21 protein-coding genes, 1 tRNA gene and 1 pseudogene are annotated in these 20,682 nt (G+C 67.4%); 10 read left to right on the forward strand and 13 right to left on the reverse strand.

Features of this window, described 5'->3' with window-relative positions; all coding sequences use genetic code 11:
• Positions 1–16: 16 nt before the first annotated feature.
• The 4 genes from ACFWU5_RS02755 to ACFWU5_RS02770 all read left to right on the forward strand — a co-directional run bounded on the left by ACFWU5_RS02755 (position 17) and on the right by ACFWU5_RS02770 (position 3,002).
• Entirely contained in the window at positions 17–511 is a 495-nt protein-coding gene (locus tag ACFWU5_RS02755; RefSeq protein WP_379240428.1) for a hypothetical protein, read from the forward strand.
• A gap of 408 nt (positions 512–919) precedes the next feature.
• Positions 920–1,567, forward strand: coding sequence for a hypothetical protein (locus ACFWU5_RS02760; RefSeq protein ID WP_379240427.1), 648 nt, complete (start codon positions 920–922; stop codon positions 1,565–1,567).
• On the forward strand, positions 1,564–2,196 hold the full coding sequence (locus ACFWU5_RS02765) for a hypothetical protein (RefSeq protein WP_379240426.1): 633 nt from the start codon (positions 1,564–1,566) through the stop codon (positions 2,194–2,196). The genes ACFWU5_RS02760 and ACFWU5_RS02765 overlap by 4 nt, the downstream gene beginning before the upstream one ends.
• A gap of 284 nt (positions 2,197–2,480) precedes the next feature.
• Positions 2,481–3,002, forward strand: a complete 522-nt coding sequence (locus tag ACFWU5_RS02770; RefSeq protein WP_379265939.1) for a hypothetical protein — start codon at positions 2,481–2,483, stop codon at positions 3,000–3,002.
• Here the strand turns inward: ACFWU5_RS02770 and ACFWU5_RS02775 are convergent.
• On the reverse strand, positions 2,986–4,257 hold the full coding sequence (locus ACFWU5_RS02775; RefSeq protein ID WP_379265940.1) for a lipase family protein: 1,272 nt from the start codon (positions 4,255–4,257) through the stop codon (positions 2,986–2,988). The two genes, ACFWU5_RS02770 and ACFWU5_RS02775, sit on opposite strands and share 17 nt — an antisense overlap.
• On the reverse strand, positions 4,254–5,420 hold the full coding sequence (locus tag ACFWU5_RS02780) for an esterase/lipase family protein (RefSeq protein ID WP_379265941.1): 1,167 nt from the start codon (positions 5,418–5,420) through the stop codon (positions 4,254–4,256). Before ACFWU5_RS02780 ends, ACFWU5_RS02775 begins: the two co-directional genes overlap by 4 nt.
• Positions 5,421–5,614: 194 nt before the next feature.
• On the opposite strand from ACFWU5_RS02780, the gene ACFWU5_RS02785 reads away from it, so the two are divergent.
• Entirely contained in the window at positions 5,615–6,880 is a 1,266-nt protein-coding gene (locus ACFWU5_RS02785; protein ID WP_379240422.1) for a PucR family transcriptional regulator, read from the forward strand.
• A 43-nt stretch (positions 6,881–6,923) separates the two neighbouring features.
• Here the strand turns inward: ACFWU5_RS02785 and ACFWU5_RS02790 are convergent.
• Positions 6,924–7,250 (reverse strand): annotated as a pseudogene (locus ACFWU5_RS02790) (transglycosylase family protein); the annotation flags it as partial.
• 398 nt (positions 7,251–7,648) lie between these two features.
• Here ACFWU5_RS02790 and ACFWU5_RS02795 point away from each other — a divergent pair.
• Positions 7,649–8,143 (forward strand): DM13 domain-containing protein, encoded by a 495-nt coding sequence (locus tag ACFWU5_RS02795; protein WP_379265942.1) that lies wholly within the window; start codon positions 7,649–7,651, stop codon positions 8,141–8,143.
• A 21-nt stretch (positions 8,144–8,164) separates the two neighbouring features.
• Here the strand turns inward: ACFWU5_RS02795 and ACFWU5_RS02800 are convergent, their stop codons facing one another.
• Both ACFWU5_RS02800 and ACFWU5_RS02805 read right to left on the reverse strand, forming a co-directional pair.
• Positions 8,165–8,836, reverse strand: a complete 672-nt coding sequence (locus ACFWU5_RS02800; RefSeq protein WP_379265943.1) for a response regulator — start codon at positions 8,834–8,836, stop codon at positions 8,165–8,167.
• Positions 8,833–10,008, reverse strand: a complete 1,176-nt coding sequence (locus tag ACFWU5_RS02805; RefSeq protein WP_379265944.1) for a sensor histidine kinase — start codon at positions 10,006–10,008, stop codon at positions 8,833–8,835. Before ACFWU5_RS02805 ends, ACFWU5_RS02800 begins: the two co-directional genes overlap by 4 nt.
• A 284-nt stretch (positions 10,009–10,292) precedes the next feature.
• On the opposite strand from ACFWU5_RS02805, the gene ACFWU5_RS02810 reads away from it, so the two are divergent.
• On the forward strand, positions 10,293–10,853 hold the full coding sequence (locus ACFWU5_RS02810; RefSeq protein ID WP_379265945.1) for a heme-binding protein: 561 nt from the start codon (positions 10,293–10,295) through the stop codon (positions 10,851–10,853).
• A gap of 72 nt (positions 10,854–10,925) precedes the next feature.
• Here ACFWU5_RS02810 and ACFWU5_RS02815 read toward each other — a convergent pair whose 3' ends face one another.
• The 5 genes from ACFWU5_RS02815 to ACFWU5_RS02835 form a co-directional block, all read right to left on the reverse strand.
• Positions 10,926–11,798: an alpha/beta hydrolase gene (locus ACFWU5_RS02815; RefSeq protein WP_379265946.1), complete on the reverse strand. Its 873-nt coding sequence runs from the start codon at positions 11,796–11,798 to the stop codon at positions 10,926–10,928.
• A 199-nt stretch (positions 11,799–11,997) separates the two neighbouring features.
• Positions 11,998–13,188, reverse strand: a complete 1,191-nt coding sequence (locus ACFWU5_RS02820) for an RNA-guided endonuclease InsQ/TnpB family protein (protein ID WP_379265947.1) — start codon at positions 13,186–13,188, stop codon at positions 11,998–12,000.
• Positions 13,189–13,383: 195 nt separating this feature from the next.
• Positions 13,384–13,557 (reverse strand): hypothetical protein, encoded by a 174-nt coding sequence (locus tag ACFWU5_RS02825; RefSeq protein ID WP_379265948.1) that lies wholly within the window; start codon positions 13,555–13,557, stop codon positions 13,384–13,386.
• Entirely contained in the window at positions 13,538–14,701 is a 1,164-nt protein-coding gene (locus ACFWU5_RS02830; protein ID WP_379265949.1) for an LLM class flavin-dependent oxidoreductase, read from the reverse strand. Before ACFWU5_RS02830 ends, ACFWU5_RS02825 begins: the two co-directional genes overlap by 20 nt.
• An 80-nt stretch (positions 14,702–14,781) precedes the next feature.
• Complete coding sequence (locus ACFWU5_RS02835) at positions 14,782–15,588, reverse strand: helix-turn-helix transcriptional regulator (RefSeq protein ID WP_379265950.1); 807 nt, start codon at positions 15,586–15,588, stop codon at positions 14,782–14,784.
• 107 nt (positions 15,589–15,695) lie between these two features.
• On the opposite strand from ACFWU5_RS02835, the gene ACFWU5_RS02840 reads away from it, so the two are divergent.
• The 3 genes from ACFWU5_RS02840 to ACFWU5_RS02850 all read left to right on the forward strand — a co-directional run bounded on the left by ACFWU5_RS02840 (position 15,696) and on the right by ACFWU5_RS02850 (position 17,583).
• Positions 15,696–16,136 (forward strand): SRPBCC family protein, encoded by a 441-nt coding sequence (locus ACFWU5_RS02840; RefSeq protein WP_379265951.1) that lies wholly within the window; start codon positions 15,696–15,698, stop codon positions 16,134–16,136.
• 94 nt (positions 16,137–16,230) lie between these two features.
• Positions 16,231–16,303: transfer RNA gene (locus ACFWU5_RS02845), tRNA-Glu, on the forward strand.
• A 134-nt stretch (positions 16,304–16,437) separates the two neighbouring features.
• Positions 16,438–17,583, forward strand: coding sequence for an acyl-CoA dehydrogenase family protein (locus ACFWU5_RS02850; RefSeq protein ID WP_379240412.1), 1,146 nt, complete (start codon positions 16,438–16,440; stop codon positions 17,581–17,583).
• Positions 17,584–17,628: 45 nt separating this feature from the next.
• On the opposite strand, the gene ACFWU5_RS02855 is transcribed toward ACFWU5_RS02850, so the two are convergent.
• Genes ACFWU5_RS02855 through ACFWU5_RS02865 form a run of 3 tightly spaced genes read right to left on the reverse strand, consistent with a single transcriptional unit; the run spans position 17,629 to position 20,680 of the window.
• On the reverse strand, positions 17,629–18,849 hold the full coding sequence (locus ACFWU5_RS02855; RefSeq protein ID WP_379265952.1) for a cytochrome P450: 1,221 nt from the start codon (positions 18,847–18,849) through the stop codon (positions 17,629–17,631).
• Positions 18,846–20,093 carry a cytochrome P450 gene (locus ACFWU5_RS02860; protein ID WP_379240410.1) on the reverse strand — a complete coding sequence of 416 codons (1,248 nt, stop codon included), beginning with the start codon at positions 20,091–20,093 and terminating at the stop codon, positions 18,846–18,848. The genes ACFWU5_RS02855 and ACFWU5_RS02860 overlap by 4 nt, the downstream gene beginning before the upstream one ends.
• The gene (locus tag ACFWU5_RS02865; protein ID WP_379265953.1) at positions 20,090–20,680 is read right to left on the reverse strand and encodes an ATP/GTP-binding protein; all 591 of its coding nucleotides are present in this window, start codon (positions 20,678–20,680) and stop codon (positions 20,090–20,092) included. Before ACFWU5_RS02865 ends, ACFWU5_RS02860 begins: the two co-directional genes overlap by 4 nt.
• Between the last annotated feature and the right edge of the window lie 2 nt (positions 20,681–20,682).

A 20,682-nucleotide genomic window follows, 5' to 3' on the forward strand; every position in this document is an offset into this window, starting at 1 on the left:
CGCCCGGGGGAGCCCGTTGTCCAGACGCCATACCGCCGCACGCAGCCTGATCGCGACGGCACTGCTGTCCGCGATCGCCCTCTCGACGGGCTGTTCCACCGCCGACTCCGCGCCCGAGCCGACAAAGGTTGTGGCACAACAGATTTCCGCCCCACCGCCGTTGGCCGGCGCCGAGGAGATCGGCGCGCTGATGGCGCGACTGCTCGACACAACGGTGTCCAACGCCGAGAAACTCGAGTACATCCAGGGCCTGGCCGCCGACCCGGAACTGCCCAATCGGGTCGCCGACGCCCCGCGCCAGGGTGGCGCCACCATCGCGATCACCATCACCGGCACCCGTGCCGCCGCACCCGGCATGCTCGCCGACGGCATCGTCACGATCAACAACATCCCGCCGCAGCCGGTGATCGTGAACTTCGTTGCCGAGGACGGGAAGTGGAAGGTCGAGAAGGCCTGGTACTGCCAGATCGCGTTCTCGTTCATGGTCTCGTCCCCGGCCTGCCCCAGCTAGTTCACGCGCCACTCTTCCCGTGGACCGGGCACACCATGCCGTTGCCCCCGCACCCGGAACAGGTGCTGGTCACGCCCCCGCTGCCGTTGCAGCGACGGCAGGTGAGCAGGGGTTTGTCGCACCACGACTGCCTACATTTCACGATGGCCTCCTTGTGCCGTTTCGGTCCCGGAAGGGATCTGCCGACAATGACGCGCTGCCAGACGGTTCCGGTTCGCCAGTTGTGCGAGTGTGCGAAGTGACGAACCACTAGGGCCGACAACCGCATCTAGGTAGGAGCCCATCGACCGCAGCAGGAGGCTCGCGATGCGACACGGTCTCATGTCGGCCCTACCCGCGCGGGTAGGATCGACGGCGTCCATAGCGCGAGCCATGGTTTGCCCATCGACGGTCGAGTGGGGGTACCTGTTGAGTTCCGATCCCTTGGACCAGTGGCTGGGTGCCCCGTGGGGTCAGGTGCCGCAACACCTGCGCCCGGCGGTGGTCGTCCACATCTTCGGCGCCGATCTGGTGACCATGTCCAGCTACGCGGCGGCCAAGGCGCGGTATGTGCTGGATCGACTCGATCCGGATATGCGCTGCGATTTCGAAGACATCGCGCAGGACACGATGGTCGAGCTCACCGCGACGCTGCCCACTGAACACATCCGGCACTGGAAAGCGTTGGTGCTCAAGAAACTTCAGTGGCAGGTGCTGCAGGCTCGGCGCAGTCGCACGGCGGAGAAGCGCCATCCCGGCCATCGGGTCGACTACGAATCGGCCGTGCTGGTGTTAGAGGACCCCACCTGCGGTGACGCGGAGAACCGGCTCGCCGACCGGGCCATCCTGCGCGACGCGTTGGCCTCGATCGCGCACGAGGAGACCGCGGCGGTGCTGCGCGCGACGTTCGTGATCGCGCCCGACGGGAGCTACACCGATGTGCAGACCACGGGCGAAGTGGCCCGTGACCTGCAGTTCAGCCAGGAGAAGGTGAAGCGATTACGCGCGGCCGGTGCGAAATTGCTCCGTGCTGCCGTGCTCGCTCAGCTCGACGGCCGCGACGAGGAGGGATCGTGATGGCGCCGGATCGTCTTGGCCTGCCCGTGGACGTGGAGGTGCTGATCGCGTTCGCCGAGGCCGACTCGCCGGTCGATGCCGAAGCAGCCCGCGTGGGCGCGCGGATCGCGGAAAGACTGTTGCGCGGCACGGTGACCGACCTCGGTGCGCGTCGCCGGGTGATGCGGGTGCCCGGCTGGACCGTGCAACCGTTGGCCGCGTCGTCGGAAGGCGAAACCGCCACCCGCGCGGTGCAGCAGCGCACCGACTCGGAGTTGGGGATCGAGTTCACCCGAACCCCCGCCGGTGCACAGCAGACGCGAATCTCGGTGCGCTCGTTCGGGACTCACGCGGTGGCGGGCGACATCGTGCGGGTCGCGGCGGGTGCGGGCACCGAACTGCTCGTGGTGCTGTACACCGAGGACGACGGCGCGCTCACGGGCCAGATCGTGAGCCGGGCACTGTCGATGTCGGAGGATCTCGAGATCTCGCTGCTGCCGAGCGCAACGCTGGGCAGCACTCACGCGTGCGCGGTCACCGAGGCGGTGCGGTGTTCGCTCACCGCGGGGCGCAATGCCTGGCGTCGGGTCGCGAAGAGTCGGCCGGTCGGTGATCCGGTGCGCGATGCGATCGTCGCCGGTTTGAGTTGAACAGAATCCGGCTGCCGGAAGTGTTTGTTCGGCAGCCGGATTCGGCAGTGCCCGGAGAGGGCGCGGCGCGGACCGCAGTGGAACCCCCCTGCGGCTCCACTGGGTGCGCGGCGCGGCCGTCACTGCCCCGGGCAGAGGTACTCGAGCGGCGCGGGGCCGTGGAGAACCTCTTCCCACTACTGATGCCGTTGCGGGGTCGAGCGGTTCGCGCGAACCGGTGCGGGGGCGCGACGCATCTGTATCGTGACGGTGGCGAATGCGGCCGGTGGTTGGGGGACACGGGGATGGCACCTTCGGGGGACGATGCGGTTCGGCTCACTGTCGCTGCGGCGATGGTGTTCCAGGTGAGCGCGCACGCTCGTGCGGGATTGCGCACGGCCGCACAGTGTTTCGAAGAGCAGGCACGGTTGTTGCTCGCCGATGGTGAGTCCACGCATCGCGCGAGGGTGGCTGCCGCGGGTGCGCGGGTCGAGTCGGCCGACGCGGACGAGCTCGCGGCGGCGGTCACCCATCGCGACAACGAGATTCTCGAAGCGGATCGGCGGCGGCAGTCGTTGATCGCGGCCATCGCCCGGCACCGGCTCGACGAGGACACCCGTGCCCGCCACCATCGCGCGACGATCGACCGGTTCGAGCGGTCCGCGCAGCAGATGTTGATCGAGGCGGGGCGCCGCGATCTGTGCGCGTACCGGCCGACGGTGGACTCCGCCGGCGGGGTGACCGTCGACGAGTTGGTGGCCGCGTTGGAGTTGGCGGTGCACGACTTGCGGCGGCGCGTCGACGCCTATCTCAGGGCGGCCCACTGATCGGTTGGCCCACGAGCATCCGCACAACCAGTCGCAGGAACGCGAAATGCGTGCGCAGGGCGCGCGGCGAACGGGCCACCGACGCGACGGTGCACGTGCCGGTGGGTGCGGGCAGTCCCGCGAATCTGTCCGTGAGCCAGTCGAGAACCGCTGGGACGATGAGGAATTCGAGCGGCAGGTGCGAACCTCGGCGCACCCGCAGATACCGCACCGTCGCACCGGCACGCTGGTAGCGCTGCACGTGCGCGTCGATGTCGGCCACGGCGATCACCTCGTCGTGCACGCCCTGGATGACCAGCAGCGGGGCGGCGGGTGCGCGGGTGCCCGGCTCGATATCGGCGAGGATGCGCCGCAGGACGGGTTCGGCGAGCAACTCCCCCATTCCGGCGGGCAGATGCGCGGCGATGTCACGGCGGGCGAAGCGCAGCAGCAGCGCGAAGGTGCTGCGCTGTTCAGCTTCGCGGAGCATGTCGCGGTATCGCGGGTCGAGGCGATCGTCGAGCATCGCCCCGAGTTCGGGGTAGGCCTGCCGTAATCCGGCCACGAACGCCGCCGGGAAGCCGGCGAACCAGCCGCCGTTGAGGCGCACGAACGCGGCAGCGGGGTCACCCACCGGTGAACCCATCGCCGCGCCAACGATATTCAGCTCCGGTGCGTAGTCGGCAGCCAGCTCAGCAGCCCACGCCGTCGCCAACCCACCGCCCGAATATCCCCACAGGGCAACAGCAGTGCCCACCTCCGTGAACTGTTGCGCGGCCCGAATCCCGTCCAGCGCACGGTATCCGGGCTCCCGAGCCGCACCGAACCGACCACCGAGTCCCTCGTGATCGGGCACCGACACCGCCCACCCCCGCGCCAACGCCATGGCGATGATCGGCAGTTCCAACGGCGCGATGGAGCCGAGGGTCTGCGCACCCCGGCGCAGGGCATACGACGGAAAACACTGCGGTGCAACAGCATCGATCGCGCACTGAAACGACACCAGCGGCCGGGACCGCGCACTGGAACCCCACGGCAACAGCACCGTGGTCACCGCGACTTCCGGCACACCGTCGAGATCGCAAGTGCGGTAAAGCAATTGCCAGGCCGAGATCCGCTGCCGCACCACCCCGAACAACGCCACCTCCACCGGCCGCGACCGCACCACCGCGCCCGGCGCGAGCAGGTCGATGCCGGGCGGGGTGGCGTAGAACGGGTCGTGCGGCGGCAGCAGCGGTGCGTCGCTCCAGACGACGTCGGGGACTACAACGGTCACAAGCTGCCGCCGCCACCGAAGAACCACGGGTTGAACGTGCACGCCAACGCGTGGTTGCCGGTCGAGTCCAGCGCTCGCAGCGCGATCGAGGCGGCGCGCGGCGAGTACATCATCGTCAGATGATCGGAAACGTCTTGCTCGCAACCGTTTTGGAGGGTGACGTTGCCGACCGTCGCGTCCGGGCCCGCCCGCAGGAAGCCCAGCTCGAGGGGGTTCATCACCTCGTCGTACCGGGAGCCGACCACGGTGTAATCCACGCCGGGCACGGTGTCACCGTTGGCGTTGAGCGTGGCGTAGAACGGCGAGCCGACGGCCTGTTCGACATTGGACGCGCCGATGATCGGCCGGTAGAAGCCGAGAATATCGATGCCGGCGTTGTTGATCATGCGGCCGAGGGTGGCGATGCCCAGCAGCGAGGTGCCGTGGTGGGTGCCGCCGAAACTGACCACCTTGCCGACCTTGCCCTGGCCGCCTTCGAACTTCAGATAGTGGTTGGCGATCGTGCCGCCCTGGGAATGTCCGACGAGGTCGACCTGGTCCGCGCCGGTCGCCGCCCGCACCCGCTCGATGAACGCGGCGACCTGACGCGAGGAGTCGGCCATCGGACCCACCCCGTAGCGCCCCGGCAGCACCGCGCCGAGTCCGCCGGCCTCGAGCAGCCCGGATTTGCCGAAGTTCAGGGTGAACACGCAGTGCCCGGCGGCGGCCAGCCGCGGCGACAGGTAGGAGAAGGTGTCGTAGGCGTTGAGCCAGGTGCCGTGCAGCAGGATCACCGGGCGCGGGTTCTGTGCGGTGGGCTTGCAATCCCAGCGGTTGGCGCCGGGCGGCGCGGCATCGGGATTGAGCAGGCCGTAGGCGAAAGCGGCTAGGTACGAAGACATTTCGGGGCCCTCGCCCACCGCGTCGGAGGCGCGGCTGCCCGCCGAACCCGAACTGCTGCCCGAAGCCGAACCGGAGCCGCTGCCGGTGTCGGCGATGGCGGTGGGAGTACGGCCGTCGGCGGCGGCGACCATGCCCGCGTCCAGGTACTGGGCCAGCGAGCCGATCGTGGGTTCCAAGGTGGGCGCGGCGGTGGCCGGGCCGAACGCCGAGGCGGCGGTCAGGCCCGCGGCGATGCCGATGCCGCACAGCGCGCGGCGAAGAGGATGCGTCGTTGCAATCATTGGGTTTCACTTCCGTAGATCCGCGTCGACGAACAGGTAGCTCGAACGCGCTCTGCGAATCTATGACCCACGCCACAGTGATGTCACTGCACTGCGGACCGAGAAAGTCTGGACGGGATTGTCGCGGGAGCCAAGTTCTGTTCATTTTCGACCGCATCGCCCCCCTGCGCCCTGTCGTCGGACACAATCGGGTGATGCTCGCCGAATACCCCGTTTCCACAGTCCCCGCTCTGACTGCTCGTCTGCTCACGCGCTGGCCCCAGATTTCCGAGCGCATGCTCGTCGACGGCCTGGGCGCCACCACGCCCGCCGAACTGCCCGACGGCCACTTCACCGCGGAAGTACTGCCCACCATCTACGCGTGCGGGCGCGCCGTGCTCGAGGCGATCGCCGCCGACCGGGAGTTCACCCGCGCGGAGGTCACCGCGTTCGTCGCGCCGGTCGCGGAGCGGCACGCCGAGGACCGGCTCCCGCTGCCGATGCTGATCAGCGCCATCCACGGCTCGGCGCAGGCGGTGCTGTCCGAAGCGGCCGCGGTCACGCTGCCCACGGAAATGGCGGAGTTCACCCGGGTCTTCGGCCGACTGCTCGACCTGCTGCGCCACATCAACATGACCGTGGTGGAGACCTACACCGAGGTCGAACAGTCGATCTACCACGCCGAACGCGAGGCCCGGCGAGAACTGTGCTCGGCGCTGGTGCGCGGGCTGCCCGCCGAGGAACTGGCCGCGCGCGCGGACACGATCCTGGCCGACCAGTACACGGTGCTGGCGATCCATCTCAGCGAACCCGCGCGCACCGGCACCGCCGCGAACCTGGTGACTCGCCGTCGCATCCGCGTGCTGCAGCGGGCACTGGATCAGCTCACCGGCACCACCACCCCGGCCACCTTCGACGGTGCGCGCGGGATCGCGTTGCTGGGCAACAGTTCCGACACCGACGTCCTGGACGCGGCGAAGTTCGACGCGCTCGCCGATCGGTTGAGCGCGCAATTCGGTGTCACGGTCTATCTCGCGGAATTCTCCGGGATCAGCCGCGACGCGATTCCGGCCGCGGCAAAAGACGCGACCGAACTGACCGAACTGGCGCGACTTCGCGGCAAGCCCGGCGGCTGCTACCGACTCGACGACCTGCTGCTGGAATATCAACTCACCCGGCCGGGACCCGCCCGAGAACGACTGGCGCAGCGGGTGATTCCACTACTGGGCAGCCCGCATCTGATCGACGCGTTGGAAGCGCATCTGGTCCACGGCGCCGACCGCAAAACCGCGTCGCGACTGATTCACGTGCACCCCAATACATTTACGTATCGACTGCGCCGCATTGCCGAACTCACCGGCCTGGACCCGGCCGATCCCACCGATTCCCGCATGCTCGCCGCGTCTTTGACGGTGTATCGACTCGACAGCACCGACAACGAAAAAACCCGCTATTCGACGTGTGCATCGAATAGCGGGTAATTCGTTTCCCGACAAGGAAAGTCTTACATGTGCGCGCTGCTTACAGGTAGGCGCTGCACACGGGCCAGGCGCCGGGGCCCTGCGAGGCCAGCACGTTCTCGGCCACGCGGATCTGCTCGTCACGGCTGGCGTTGTCGGCCGTGCCGGTGCCGCCGTAGGCTTCCCAGGTGCTCTGCGAGAACTGCAGGCCGCCGTAGTAGCCGTTTCCGGTGTTGATGTTCCAGTTGCCTGTGCTCTCGCACTGCGCCACGGCATCCCAGTTGTTCGCCGAGGCGGTTGCGGTGGTCAGACCGGCCGGAACGGCGATCATCGCGCCGGCAACAGCGGCAAGTCCGAGTGCACGAGTGGTGAATTTGCGATTGAAAGACATAGGTTGAATTCCTTCCTGCGCCCACCGGCTCGGTGATGGAAACTACCGCGTCCCTGCCCCTCAGGTAATGTCGGGGATCCTCGAATCGCGGGGCAAGCTTTCCGGTGTTCTGCGATTCGATTCGGCTCGGATTTGTTGTTCAAGCCGTGATCGAATGTAGCCGGAATGTGCGCTGAGATCACGTACCGATCACGAGGGCCTTTGTAGCGGATATTGTCCAAAGGAACAGTGTTCACCGCTGGTCGTCCGTGACAAATCCGTAATGACATACCTGTTTTTAAAGGCCTCTAATGTGACTGGGCTCACGCCTGATTAGTGACGCCGGTCACGTTTCCGGCCCGGCAATTCGGGCACCCTGTGCCTGCCGCGTCGGGGGATGATGGCGAAAAGGAGGCGTCATGAGCGTTCGCCGGACCCTGTTCACCGTCCTCGCAGTCGGCCTTGTCGCGGCCCTGTCGGTGGGCCTTTACCTGTTCCAACCTTGGCGGTTGTTCACCACCGTGACCGTGAACGAGGCGCCGATCACCGCGATCGGCGGTGCGCCGCCGCCGGTGATCGCGCAGGGGACATTCGTGTCGCACGAGCACGGCACCTCGGGCACCGCGCAGCTGCAGCGCACGTCAGAGGGCACAATCGTGCTGCGCATCCTCGACCTGCGCACCTCCGACGGGCCCGCGCTGCACGTGTGGCTGTCCGACCAGCCGGTGATCGCCGACGACTGGCACAACTTCGACGACGGTGATCACGTCGACCTCGGGTCGTTGAAAGGCAACGAGGGGAATCAGAACTATGAGCTGCCCGCCGGGACCGACCTGTCGACGGTGAAGTCGGTCAGCATCTGGTGTGAACGGTTCAGCGTGTCCTTCGGCGCCGCGACCCTTACGCCCGCTTAGTCGCGGCCCGGTCACGCACGCTCAGGCGAGCAGACGCCGCTCGGTGGCCACCGCGACGGCCGCGGCGCGCGTGTCGACGCCGAGCTTGTCGTAGATGCGGCCCAGGTGGGTTTTCACCGTGGCCTCGCTGATATGTAGCGCGCGGGCGATCTCCCGGTTGCCCAGACCCTGGGCGAGCTGGCCGAGGATGTCGCGTTCGCGGGCGGTCAGCGTGGGGCCGGGGTTGCGCATTCGGGCCATCACGCGCGCGGCGACCGGCGCCGACAGCGTGGTGTGACCGCTGGCGGCGGCGTGGATGGCGGCGAACAGCTCCTCGGGGCGCTCGGCCTTGAGCAGATAGCCGGTGGCGCCCGCTTCGATCGCGCGGGTGATGTCGGCGTCGGTGTCGTAGGTGGTCAGGACCAGCACGTGGGGTGCGGGGGTCTGAGCGGTGATGCGGCGGGTCGCCTCGATGCCGTCCATGTCGCCGCCCAGTTGCAGGTCCATCAGGACCACATCGGGGTGCAGGCTCGCGGCGAGCGCGACCGCGGCGGGACCGTCGGCGGCCTGCCCGATGACTTCGATATCGGGGGCACTCGAGAGCAACGCGTGCAGACCGGCGCGCACGACCGCGTGATCGTCGCAGATCAGCAAGCGCACGGTGGTGGTCACGGAATCCGATGGTAATGCGCCGACAGCGTGACCTGGGCTCATCGGCCGGTTGTCCCCAACGGAATCGCCGCCGAGAGCACGGTGCCGTCGCCCGGCGCGGATTCGATGGTGCAGGTGCCGCCCAGTTGACGCACGCGCGCGCGGATCGCGGGCAGCCCGTGGCCGCGGTGTTCGGCGGGGTCGGCTAGGTCGTCGGGGTCGAAGCCGTGGCCGTTGTCGGCGATGTCGAGCACGATCTGGTCGTCGAGGCAGGTGAGAGTGATGGTGGCCGTGCTCGCGTCGGCGTGTTCGCGGATGTTGGCCAGTGCGCCCTGGGCGATGCGCAGCAGGGTCGCCTCCACTCGCTGGGGCAGGGGGCCAGGTGTGCCTTCTATATGGCAGCGCACGGTCAGCGTGTCGGTGGTCTCGCGTGCGGCGACGGCGGCAAGGGCCGCGGGCAGTGATCCGCCGGCGGCGAGGTCGGCGGGGGCCAGGTCGTGGACGAAGCGGCGGGCCTCGGTGAGGTCACGTTCGGCGATCTCGGCGGCGGTACGAAGGTGGGTGTGCGCGAGTTCGGGATCGGTGTCCCACACCAGGTCGGCGGCCTGCAGCAACATGCGTTGGCTGGACAGGCCCTGTGCGAGGGTGTCGTGGATTTCCCGCGCGAGGCGTTCGCGCTCGGCCAGCGTGCCCTCCCGGCGTTCGGTGGCCGCCAGTTGCTGCCTGGTCCGCACCAGGTCGTCGATGAGGTCGGCCTGCCGTTGCGCCTGCCGACGCATCCCGACGAACAACGCCGTGGTCACCGCGGCGACCGCGATCGGCGCCAACAGCAGATTCGGGTCCGCCCAACCCGCCAGCCGCACCTGCGTGACCACCACCAACCCGGTGAGCACCACCACCAGCGACACCGCGACCCGCTCGGACAGAATGCGCAGCCCCGTGTACACCAGCGGCACCGCGCACCAGGCGAAACTCGGCGCGAGCACCACCAGCACCGCCCACGCGACGACCAACAGAACGAACCACAGCAGTCGACTCGAATGTCGCAGCTCGCTCAGTGCGTAGAGGACAGCCAGGGCCACCGCGAGGCCGATCACCCACGGTGTGCGCGGACTTTCGCTGTGGCGCAACAGGAATCGCAACAGCGAGGCGGCCAGCAGGACATAGAACGCGCTGTGCACGATGACGGCGAGCAGTCGCGTGTCGTCGCGCTGGGCGCCGTGCAACTGGGTCATGTCATCCACCTGTGTCGTCAGCGGCCAGCGCCGCGGGTTCGCCCTGTCGACCTCGATCCTGCCTCGGTCGAGGCCGCCGAGAAAGCGACTGGGCGTGGGCAAACACCGATTCTCCCTGGACGTCGCCCCCAGCGGGTCATCCGATCGGTTGACCCCGGTGTCGACCGATCCGGCCGTGGAAATGCAGCCACTACGACGATTCGGTAGAGCCGCGCCGCGAACAGGATGGATATCAACAGGCCACGGCACACCGCCGGTCGGCCGAGAACACCGCAGGAGCAGCAATGTCGACCAAGTTCAGCACCCGCAACCGTCTCATCGTCGCCGGCGCCACCGCCGCGGTCGTGGGCGCCGGCATCTTCGGTGTCGTCACCGTCCAGGCCCAGGACCAGGACGCCTCGACCCGCACCCCCGTCGTCGCCAACGTCGCCGACGCCAACCTGAACCAGTCCACCCACCTGTCGATCGCCGCCGCCACCAAGGCCGCCCAGACCGCCCTCGACGCCGCCGCCAAGGAGAACCAGCGCGTCAGCGTGGCCGTGGTCGACCGCAACGGCAATGTCATCGTCACCCTGCGCGGCGACGGCGCGGGCCCGCAGTCCTACGACGCCGCCCAGCAGAAGGCCTTCACCGCCGTGTCCTGGAACGCCCCCACCACCGAACTGGCCAAGCGCCTCGAGTCCGCCCCCCACCTGGCTGACATCGACGGCACCCTGTTCCTCGGCGGCGGTGCGCCGGTGAAGTCCAACAACGCCCCCATCGCCGGCATCGGCGTGGCGGGTGCGCCGAGTGGCGACATGGATGAGAAGTTCGCTCAAGCGGGCGTGGCGTCGCTGGGTAGCTGACCTCCCACGAACAGGTGAACAGCCCACTGGCACCGTCATGCCAGTGGGCTGTCGACGTGATCGCCCTGGTCCTCAGCCGATTCCTCGGCCGCGGAGCCAGTCGAAGGTCCAGCGGTAGAAATCGGCGGCGCCGGAACTCGCGTTGATCGAGTGGCCGCTGGATTCGATGATGCGGTCGGCGGTCGCTGCGCGCGGGTCCGTAGCGCAGTCGCCGGCAGGGCAGGCGATAGTGTCGTGGCGGCCGAGTACGTAAGCGGTGGGGACCTCGGATTTCGCGGACGGTGGTGCATCGGCGGTGCCTGGGTCCGGCCGGACGGAACGTAGTTCGCCGATGGCTAGGGTGTCGGCGATTTCCTCCTCGACAGCCGGGATGGCCGGGTCATAGGTGCCGGGGTAGTGGAAGGCTTCCATGCGGGTGCCGGGGCCGGTGGTGAGGTAGCCGGCGCTCCACGGGTTGTCGGCGAAGCGGGGATCCTTTGCGGCCGAGACGAATTGGTAGCGACTCCGGTCGTCGTCGGGTCCATCGTCATCGGGTTGACCGGCGTCGGGTTCGGGTGGGATTCCGCTGACGATCACCGCGTCGACATCCCCGAGCGCCGCCGCACGCACCGCGACGATCCCACCCATCGAATGCCCGTTGAGCACCACGGTGCGCGCACCCGGCCCCACCGCACCGGCCCGGAGCTGCGCCACGACCTTGTGCACCGCGTCGGCACCCGCGTCGAAATCGAGGACCTGGCCGTCAGGTCTGCTGCTGCGCCCGTAGCCGAGCCGGTCGATGTTCACCGTCACGTGTCCGGCTCGAACAGCCTGCCGGACATAGGAATACGTGTCGGGCTGGAAGGGGAGATCCCAGTAGCGGTGGTCGTAGGCGCCGCCGTGCAGCAGCACCTGCACCGGGGTATTCGGCTCCCACTCCCCCGCCTGACATATCTGGGCCGTCATCCGCTGAGGGTCTGTGCCCACGGCCGGCACATCGACGGTGAAATCGTGGTCGACACACTGCATTTCGCTCGATCGAAGGTCCTGGCCGGAAGTGCAACCGGATCGAGTACCAGTCGAACGGTCTCGCTGTGCCGGATCAACCAGCGCATCGACGACGCGTCGGCCATCACGCAGAGAGTGTGTCGGCAGGTTCTTCTGCTTAACCCTTCCCGATAGCGGTAACCACGGGATTTCTGACTCGGACCGCACCGCCTGCATCCCCGGAAGGTGACACGCGGCGTCTTACGTCGTCAACACCAGCACGGTCGGGATCTACCGCGGCCAGAATCACTCTGGCGGCGTTCCGGTCACGGTTCGCGATATACCCGCAGTACTCGCACCGGAAAGTTCGTTCGGCGAGCTCGAGGCGCTGCTTGGCTATCGCGAAACACCCCGAACATGTCATCGTCGTAAACGCGGGCGGAACCAACACCACCTTCCGACCCGCCCGCACGCCACGCTCGATCAATTCCCGCTTGGCCGCACCGATAGCGGCATCCGCAGCCTTGCGTGCCATTGTGGAACGAGCGAGGAACTTCGGTTTGAAGTCCTCCACCGCGATGATCTGATGGACGGCCACCAGGCCGCGTGCCCACTGTCGAGACACATGGGTGTTCTGGCGGGCAGCCTTTTTGTGCAACCGCGCAGCTTGACGCCGGGCTTGCAGGTAGCCCTTCGACGGAGCCTGCCCGCGAGGCCGTTTACGGCGCGACATCTTCCGTTGCGCTTTCGCCAACTCCGCCGCACATCGCTTCCGGTGCCCACCGAAGGGCAGATCGTGGGCGGCGTCGGTGGTCGTCGCGGTGGTGGCCACGCCCCAGTCGATGCCGATCTCACCGTCGGCTTCGGCGAGCGGTTCGACGTCTCGACGGACCACGAACGAGGCATACCAGTGTCCAATCGAGTCCTGATAGACGCGGACCGAGGTGGGTTCCGACGGCAGGTCCCGCGACCACACGACCGGGACCATGACACCACCGGGCAGCCGTAGCCGAGCGTCTCGAATCATGAATCCGCGGAGGGTGTACTCCAGCGACGGCAGCGTGTTCTTGCGGGCCTTCACGGTAGGCTGCCCACGGCCGGCGATCCGGTAGGAATCGTTGAGCGCGGCGGCGTAAGTACGCAACGTCTGCTGTTGGGCGACTTGGGATCCCGCGCGCAACCACGCCACGCGACCACGGGCTTCGGTGAGCAGTTTCGACAGTTTGCAGAAGGTGGGCTTGTAACCTTTCCTCTGCTGATGGACCGCTTCGTTCCACAGGTACCGGCAGCGGTGCCACTCATCGAGGAGTGCGCGCGTCGCCTTCGCGCCCGGGCGCAACCGATAGGTGTAGCGCACGGTCTCGATCACATGTTCGAGAATACAGGTCGTCGCCTTGGTCTACCAGATCCCGCTTGATCGCCTCTGCCCCGCCGAACAGCGGCTGGGAGAGACTGGTCAACTTCACCCCGCCACGCCGCGCTTTGCTGGTCATGGCCTCACCTTCCCTTCCTCCAGCGCGAGGTCAACGCTGCAGGCCCCGGACCAAACGCACCGAATCTTCGCTCACCACTGCATATCATCCACTGCCGCCAGCTCGGATTCGCTGGGCTCGACAACACCTTCAGGCAGCGGCACTCGGCCATCGCCGTAGAAGGCCCGGATCTCTTCGGCCGCGCCGACCTCGGCCACTTCTTTCGCCAGCAGTCTCAACCTCCTTTCACAGTCGTCGGACACCACGCAAAACTTTCGCGAAGGAGGTCGACGCGCGCATACCGGTGCGCAGGCTCGGGTGGAGGATCGCGAGGTCGGCCATCACCGCATAGGTCAGGCCGTGGTCGCGGCGTTCGGCGATCTGGTCGAGGACCTCGTCGGGTGTGCCGACGACCAGCCAGTCGCGCAACAGCGAGTCGGGGACCAGCTCGGCGTAGGCCAGTGCGGTGGGTTCATCGATGGTCTGCGGAAGGATGTCCTGCGCGCCGGTGAACGTGGGCCCCAGTGGATGGTCGACACCGTGTCGGGCCCAGGCTTGCGCCGATGCGCTGAGCGCGAAGACGCGACACAGTGGTGAGTGCAGGATCTCCTCGACGATCGCCGCCGAGCGGGCCGTGATGACGAACATCCAGCCTGCCGCCTGGACCGATGCGGGGTCGCGACCGGCATCGGAGGCCGCGGACCGGATCACCGCCAGCTTGTCACGGTATTCGGCCGGGCTGCTCGGGAAAGCGGGCAGCCAGGCGTCGGCGTATCGGCCCGCGGCGCGCAGCATTCGTGGCCCGTGTGCGCCCATCCAGAGTTCGGGGCGGGTGCCGCGGTGCGGTGGCAGCGCGAAGACCGCGTCGCGCAGCGGAAAGAACTCCGAATCGCGAGAGATGGCTTCGCCGTTGGATTCCCACAGCGCCCGGATCGTCGCCACGGCTTCTTCGAAGCGAGCGACGGGCCGCTGCCAGTCGACGCCGTAGGGCTCGTTGTTCTCGCGCTCCCCCGGCCCGATCCCGAGAATCGCTCGACCGCCGCTGAGCAGGTGCAGGGTCGCGGCGGCCTGCGCGGTGACAGCAGGATTTCGCCGACCCGCGTCGGTGACACCGACGCCGAGCCGCAGCCTGCTGAACCGGTTGCGCGCGGCGGCGTACCCGAGCAGGGTCCATGGGTCGTAGTACGCATCCGAGTGCGGCACGACCCTGGCTCCGCCGGTGTGGGCCGTCTTCCACAACGACGAAGGCCACAAACCGATCAGATGGTCGATGGTCCATAGCGAATCGGCGCCGGTCGTCGCGGCGAGAAACCGCGTGTTGCGTTGGGTGAAATCGGGCACGAACCGGCAATGCAGGCTCGGATCGACCACCCCGGTCCTGATCCTGGCCCGTCGAGATGCTGCTGTCATGGCCACTCTCTCGAGAGGATAGGTGCACCGACCAGCCAATTATGGGACGCACCGGTGCCGACCACAAGACACTGTGCCGGTCATCGCCCCACTCTTTCCTGGATCGCCGGGTCCACGTGCTTGCTGAGTAATCGGCGCAGGGCGGTGGGGGTGTGGCCGAGGTGCTCGCCGATCGTGCGGGTCAGGTGGGCTTGGTCGGCGAAGCCGAGGTCTGCGGCGAGCACTGCGAGGCTGGTTTCGCCGTCGGTGAGGCGGTTCATGGCGTGGCCGACGCGGACTCGGTTGCGGTAGCGGGTCAATGAGACGCCCATGTGCTGGGAGAACACCCGGCTGAGTCGATAGGGCGAGACGTCGAGCAGTCCGGCCAGCGACCGCAGCCCCGCGGCTTCCGGTGCACCGGCGAGGATGGCCTGTCTAGCTGCGGTGACGGTCGCCTCGTCGTCGCGACGGCGACTCGGCATCGGCTGTCCGGTGGCGGCTGCGACGAGTCCGAGCAGTTCCTCGGTCACCGCGTAGTCGATGTCACCGCGGGCGCCGGCTTCGAGCAGCTGATGGTGCGCCAACGCGACACGGGCGTCGACGTACAGGGCCCGCGCGACCGCGGAACCCTCCCAGAACTCGGGCGTGACGCTGATCGAGGTGCAGATATCGCCGCCCGCGGGATGCGCGAACCGTTCTTCCTCGCCGGGCACGCCCACGTATCCGACGGTGGGATCCAGGTCGGCGGCCACCCCGTCGGCTTGCCGCCGGAACCGGCCGCGCCGCACGAGCACGATGCGGTGGTCGTGGCGTGCCTGCGGCGCCGACCAGCGGGTGTGGTCGGCGTGGCAGTTCACCGCGGTCACGGTGAAGTCCGGTCGGGCTGCGATCGGCACTGCGCACAACATGAATCGACCGTACGCCCGGGGTGTGACAAGTCGGCCGCAAAAATGTTCAAGACCGGGGCCGTCGGGGCGGGGATGCTGGGGGCAGGACCCCGAACAAGGAGACGACCATGGCATCCGTGCACAAAGAATTCCTCGTCGATGCCACACCGGATCAGGTATGGGACGTGTTGAAGGACTTCGGCGCGGTGCACGAACGCCTGGCCCCTGGCTTCGTCACCGACACCCGAGTCGACAGCGACACCCGCACAGTCACTTTCGCCAACGGCACCGTGGTGGCCGAACGCCTGGTCGACCTCGACCCGGCCACCAGACGCGTCGCCTACTGCGCGGTCGGCGGCGACCTGCACCCCTCCCACCACAACGCCTCGATGCAGGCCGTTGCCACCGCCGACGGCAGAACCCGGTTCGTCTGGCACACCGACGTCCTGCCCGAAGCGCTCGCCGCACCGATCGCCGAGTTCGTCGAGCACGGCGCCCCGGTCATCCGCGCCGCCCTGGAAGCGGCGGCTACCCGCTCGCCGGGAGAACCCTCCGTCATCGCCAGGTAGCACGGGGCCGGTCGGCCGACCAGCCGTTTTGGTCGAACGCCCGGTCGTCGACTATGGTAGGTCCGCGCGGTTCACCCTGGTGAGCTGTTGTTCTGGCCCCGTCGTCTAGCGGCCTAGGACGCCGCCCTCTCAAGGCGGTAGCGCGGGTTCGAATCCCGTCGGGGCTACAGCGAGAACTCCTCGGTCATTGTGACCGGGGAGTTTTTTGTTGTCGGAGCACAATCCGTTGCCCGTGGTTGCGGGATTCGTACAGTGTAGGAATCATGGTGGCGACAAGTCGCAAGCCAACGATGAGGACATCATGAAGCGTTCGCTGTTCACCGAGGATCACGATGCGTTTCGCGCGTCGGTTGCCGAGTTCGTCAAGCGTTCGATCGAGCCCAACGCCGAACGGTTCACCGAGCAGCGAGCCATCGATCGCGAAACCTGGCTTGCGGCAGGCGAACTGGGTTACCTCGGCCTCGGTGTGCCGGAGGAGTTCGGTGGCAGCGACGCCGGGGACTACCGGTTCAACGCGGTGTTCGCCGAGGAGCTGTCCAAATCCGGTGCGGCGGTGGCGTCTTCGTTCGGCATCCACTACGACGTGTGCGCGCCATACCTGGTGGAGCTGACCACCCAGGAGCAGAAGCAGCGCTGGCTGCCGAAGTTCTGCACCGGCGAGATCATCACCGCCATCGGCATGACCGAACCCTCGGGTGGTTCGGACCTGGCCGCACTGAAGACCACTGCCGTGCGCGATGGTGACGACTGGATCGTCAACGGCTCGAAGACGTTCATCACCAACGGTTTCAACGCCGACCTGGTGATCGTGGCCGCGCGTACCAGCCCGGAGAAGAAGGCCAAGGGCATCACCCTGTTCGCGATCGAGAACGGGATGGACGGCTTCACTCGCGGGCGCAAGCTCGACAAGGTGGGTCAGCCCGAATCCGACACCGCCGAACTGTTTTTCGACAATGTGCGCGTGCCCGACGCCAACCGGATCGGCGAGGTCGACCGCGGTTTCATCGCGATGATGGAGCGCCTGCCGCAGGAACGCATCGGCGCCGCGGTGTCCAATCTCGCACACGCCGCGGCGATTCTGGACGAGACGCTGCAGTATGCGAAGGAGCGCAAGGCTTTCGGTCAGCAGATCGGCAGCTTCCAGTACAACAAGTTCCTTTTCGCCGAACTGGTCACCAAAATCGAAGTGACACAGGCGTTCGTCGACCAGGGCATCGCCGCGCACGCTGACGGCGAGCTGTCCGCTGTCGACGCCGCGAAGGCGAAGTGGTGGTCGGCGCAGGTGCAGAACGATGTGCTCGACGCGTGCGTGCAGCTGCACGGCGGCTACGGCTACATGCGCGAATACCGGGTCGCGCGTGCGTGGATGGATGCCAGGGTCACCAAGATCTGGGCGGGTTCCAACGAGATCATGAAGGAACTGATCGGCCGCGATCTGGGCCTGTAGGCACGATGTCGCGCCCCGCGACAGTTCGCCGGGCGCGACGATCGATCACTTCAAGATGATCGGCAACGCGGCCAGATCGTTCTGCGTGAGCACCGGCAGATTGCCGATCTCACTGTCGGGCACCGCGAGTCGCAGATCCGGGAAGCGGGCGAACAGCGCGGGCAGCGCGATCGCGGCTTCCAGACGCGACAGTGCCGCGCCCGGGCAGATGTGCGGCCCGTACCCGAATGCCAAGTGCCGGTTGGCGGTTGACCGGGTCACGTCGAACTCGTCGGCGGTGTCCCCGTGCACGGCGGTGTCGCGGCCGACGGCCCGGTAGGACATCACCACCCCGTCGCCCTTGGTGATCAGGGTGTCACCGACCTGGATGTCCTCCGCGGCGAACCGCATCAGCAGATGCGACACCGGACCGTCGAAGCGCAGCGACTCCTCGATGACCTGCTTCCATTCCACCTCGCCCGCAAGGACTTTCGCCAACTGCTCGGGGTGGCCCAGCAGCGCGCGCACGGTGTTGATGATCAGGCTGACGGTGGTCTCGTGCCCGGCGGCGACCAGTGCCTTGATGTTGCCGATCGCCTCTTCCTCGGTGAGCGGCTCACCACCCTCGTCGGCGGTGATGAACGCCGAGGTCAGGTCGTCGTCCGGATTCGCGATCTTCGCCCGGACCAGGTCGGTGAAGTACACGTCCAGGCCGCCGATGATCGCCAGCCGCTCGTCCTGCGGGGTCATCACCGAGAAGAACTTCTTGTACCAGTCCAGCAGCTGCGCGTGGTCTTCGCGCGCGACGCCCATCAGGTCACCGACCACGCGCATCGGCAGCGGGTAGGCGAAGATCTCCTTGAGGTCGACCGGCGCACCGTCGGCGCCCGCGGCCTCTAGATCGTCGAGTAAGTCGGCGGTGAGCTGCTCGATCACCGGACGCAGTTCCTCGAGCCGGCGCGGGGCCAGCGCCTGCGCGGTCTTCAGGCGCAGCCTGCGGTGCTCGGCCCCGTCGACGCTGAACATCGACCGGTCGACCAGGACCATGCCGATCAGCGGCCACTGGGTGGTCACCACGCCGTCGGTGTACAGCTTCCACGCGTTGATGTCCTTGACCAGCCGGGAGTCGGTGGTCAGCTGGCGGGCGATCGCGTGATCGGTGACGGTCCAGGCGGGCACGCCGAGCAGGTCGATCTGGGTGATCGGGCCGAGCTCACGAAGTCGGGCGGTCTCCCCGTTGAGGTCACCGACCATGGGATCGATGGCAAAGGGACAGGTGGAACTCACGAAAAACCTCCGACGGGTCGAACTGGTGTGAAACGAACGGGCAGTGCGGTCATGCCACGAAGAAAAGCTGAGGGTCGCCGGGTGAGCTGGTCGGCGGGCACTGCCAGGTCCATGTCGGGCAGCCGGTCCAGCAGCACCTCGATGCCGGTCCTGGCGATGATCTCCGCGATCTGCTGGGCGGGGAAAGGGCAGCGGTATTCGCCGTAGCTGAAGGCGAAGTGCGCGTTGTTGCCTGTGGGCACGGATCCCCCCTCGGAAAACGACTGTCGCACATGGGGATCGAGATTCGCCGCGGCGAGACCGAGCAACAGCATGTCTCCCGCGCGAATCGTCTTGTCCCCCAGACGCGTATCGCGTGCGGCCCACCGACCGGCCAGAATCGAGGTCGGTCCCTCTTCCCAGAGCACTTCGCTCATGGCCTCGCCGACGCTGCGTCTGCCGCCGCCCAGCGAGTTCGCGAAGCGGTCGTCGGTGAGCATCAGACGCATCGAGATGCCGAGCCAGTCGGCGGTGGGCAGGTGACCCGCGGCGGTGATCGCCATCAGGTCCATCATGTATTCCTCGTCGGTGAACGGCTCCGGGTCGGCCAACATCAGCGACACCAAATCCCCTGCGGGACGGGCCTTCTTGGTCGCGACCAGTCGCGCCATGTGTTCGGCGAAGCGGGCGTGTCCGGCCTGGGCGTCGGCGCCGCCGTCGGCGAGCATCTTGATCACCAGGGCGAGGTCGTCGGCATCGGTGTCGGGCAGGCCGAGGATGCGGGCCAGCGCCAGCACGGGCAGCTTCATGGCGAATTCCGCGATGAGGTCGGCGGTGCCGCGACCACAGAACCCGTCGACCAACCGGTCCGCGATTTCCTCACAGGCACGGCGCAATTCGAAGTGGTCGACCGCGTCCAGCGCGGGTTCGACCATCGCCAGGTGCCTGCGATGTTCGGCACCGGCGGTGAAGTAGATCGAGGGCATGGGCTGCCCGACCATCGGCAGCAACGGCCAGTCCGCGGGCACGTTGCCCCACTGATTCCACAGCGACACGTCGCGCGGGAACAGCAGCGGATCGCTGGTCACCTGGTGCAGTTCGCGATAGCCGATGATCAGCCACGCCGGGAATCCGCCCAGATCCACCTCGACGACGGGCCCGTGATCGCGGCGCATCCGCCGGTAGACCTCGTGCGGTTCGATGTGGAATTCAGGACCGCTCAACGGCACCGCGCCGGTGATCGGGCAGCCGGTCGGTGTGCTCATGTGACGGGTTCTCCCTGGGGGACAGCGGAATACAGGTGCTCGATCAGGCTGATCAGCACCTGCTTGCTCGATTCGCGCGAGCGCGCGTCACACATCACCAGCGGCACCGCGGGATCCAGGTCCAGCGCCTCGCGAACCTCGTCCGGAGCATGTGTCTCCCCGAAGTCGTTGCAGGCCACCACGAACGGCGTGTTCTGGTGTTCGAGCCGGTCGATCGCGTACCAGGAATCGCTGATCCGACGTTGGTCGACCAGCACGATCGCGCCCAGCGCACCGGTGAACAGCCGGTCCCACAGGAACCAGAACCGTTGCTGCCCAGGCGCTCCGAACAAATAGAGCACGTGCTCTTCGTCGAGGGTGATGCGCCCGAAGTCGAAGGCGACCGTGGTGGTCGACTTGCCCGGCACGCCGGTGGTGTCGTCCACGCCCGCGCTCACGTCGGTCATGGTGGCCTCGGTGTCCAAGGGCCGGATCTCGCTCACCGATCGCACCAATGTCGTTTTGCCGACACCGAATCCGCCGATGACCACGATTTTCAGCCCGTGTTTCGCCGTGCTGTGCAGCGGTGCTCGCGCCCGCGTCGGCACGT

Source organism: Nocardia sp. NPDC058640, assembly GCF_042716995.1.
Classification (GTDB): Bacteria; Actinomycetota; Actinomycetes; order Mycobacteriales; family Mycobacteriaceae; genus Nocardia.

Bases quoted from the DNA above. Each gene is read 5' to 3' on its own strand.
- ACFWU5_RS02770 (WP_379265939.1), top strand. From the start codon at position 2,481: ATGGCACCTTCGGGGGACGATGCGGTTCGGCTCACTGTCGCTGCGGCG.
- ACFWU5_RS02780 (WP_379265941.1), bottom strand. From the start codon at position 5,420: ATGATTGCAACGACGCATCCTCTTCGCCGCGCGCTGTGCGGCATCGGC.
- ACFWU5_RS02785 (WP_379240422.1), top strand. From the start codon at position 5,615: ATGCTCGCCGAATACCCCGTTTCCACAGTCCCCGCTCTGACTGCTCGT.
- ACFWU5_RS02795 (WP_379265942.1), top strand. From the start codon at position 7,649: ATGAGCGTTCGCCGGACCCTGTTCACCGTCCTCGCAGTCGGCCTTGTC.
- ACFWU5_RS02800 (WP_379265943.1), bottom strand. From the start codon at position 8,836: ATGAGCCCAGGTCACGCTGTCGGCGCATTACCATCGGATTCCGTGACC.
- ACFWU5_RS02805 (WP_379265944.1), bottom strand. From the start codon at position 10,008: ATGACCCAGTTGCACGGCGCCCAGCGCGACGACACGCGACTGCTCGCC.
- ACFWU5_RS02810 (WP_379265945.1), top strand. From the start codon at position 10,293: ATGTCGACCAAGTTCAGCACCCGCAACCGTCTCATCGTCGCCGGCGCC.
- ACFWU5_RS02815 (WP_379265946.1), bottom strand. From the start codon at position 11,798: ATGACGGCCCAGATATGTCAGGCGGGGGAGTGGGAGCCGAATACCCCG.
- ACFWU5_RS02830 (WP_379265949.1), bottom strand. From the start codon at position 14,701: ATGACAGCAGCATCTCGACGGGCCAGGATCAGGACCGGGGTGGTCGAT.
- ACFWU5_RS02835 (WP_379265950.1), bottom strand. From the start codon at position 15,588: ATGTTGTGCGCAGTGCCGATCGCAGCCCGACCGGACTTCACCGTGACC.
- ACFWU5_RS02840 (WP_379265951.1), top strand. From the start codon at position 15,696: ATGGCATCCGTGCACAAAGAATTCCTCGTCGATGCCACACCGGATCAG.
- ACFWU5_RS02850 (WP_379240412.1), top strand. From the start codon at position 16,438: ATGAAGCGTTCGCTGTTCACCGAGGATCACGATGCGTTTCGCGCGTCG.
- ACFWU5_RS02860 (WP_379240410.1), bottom strand. From the start codon at position 20,093: ATGAGCACACCGACCGGCTGCCCGATCACCGGCGCGGTGCCGTTGAGC.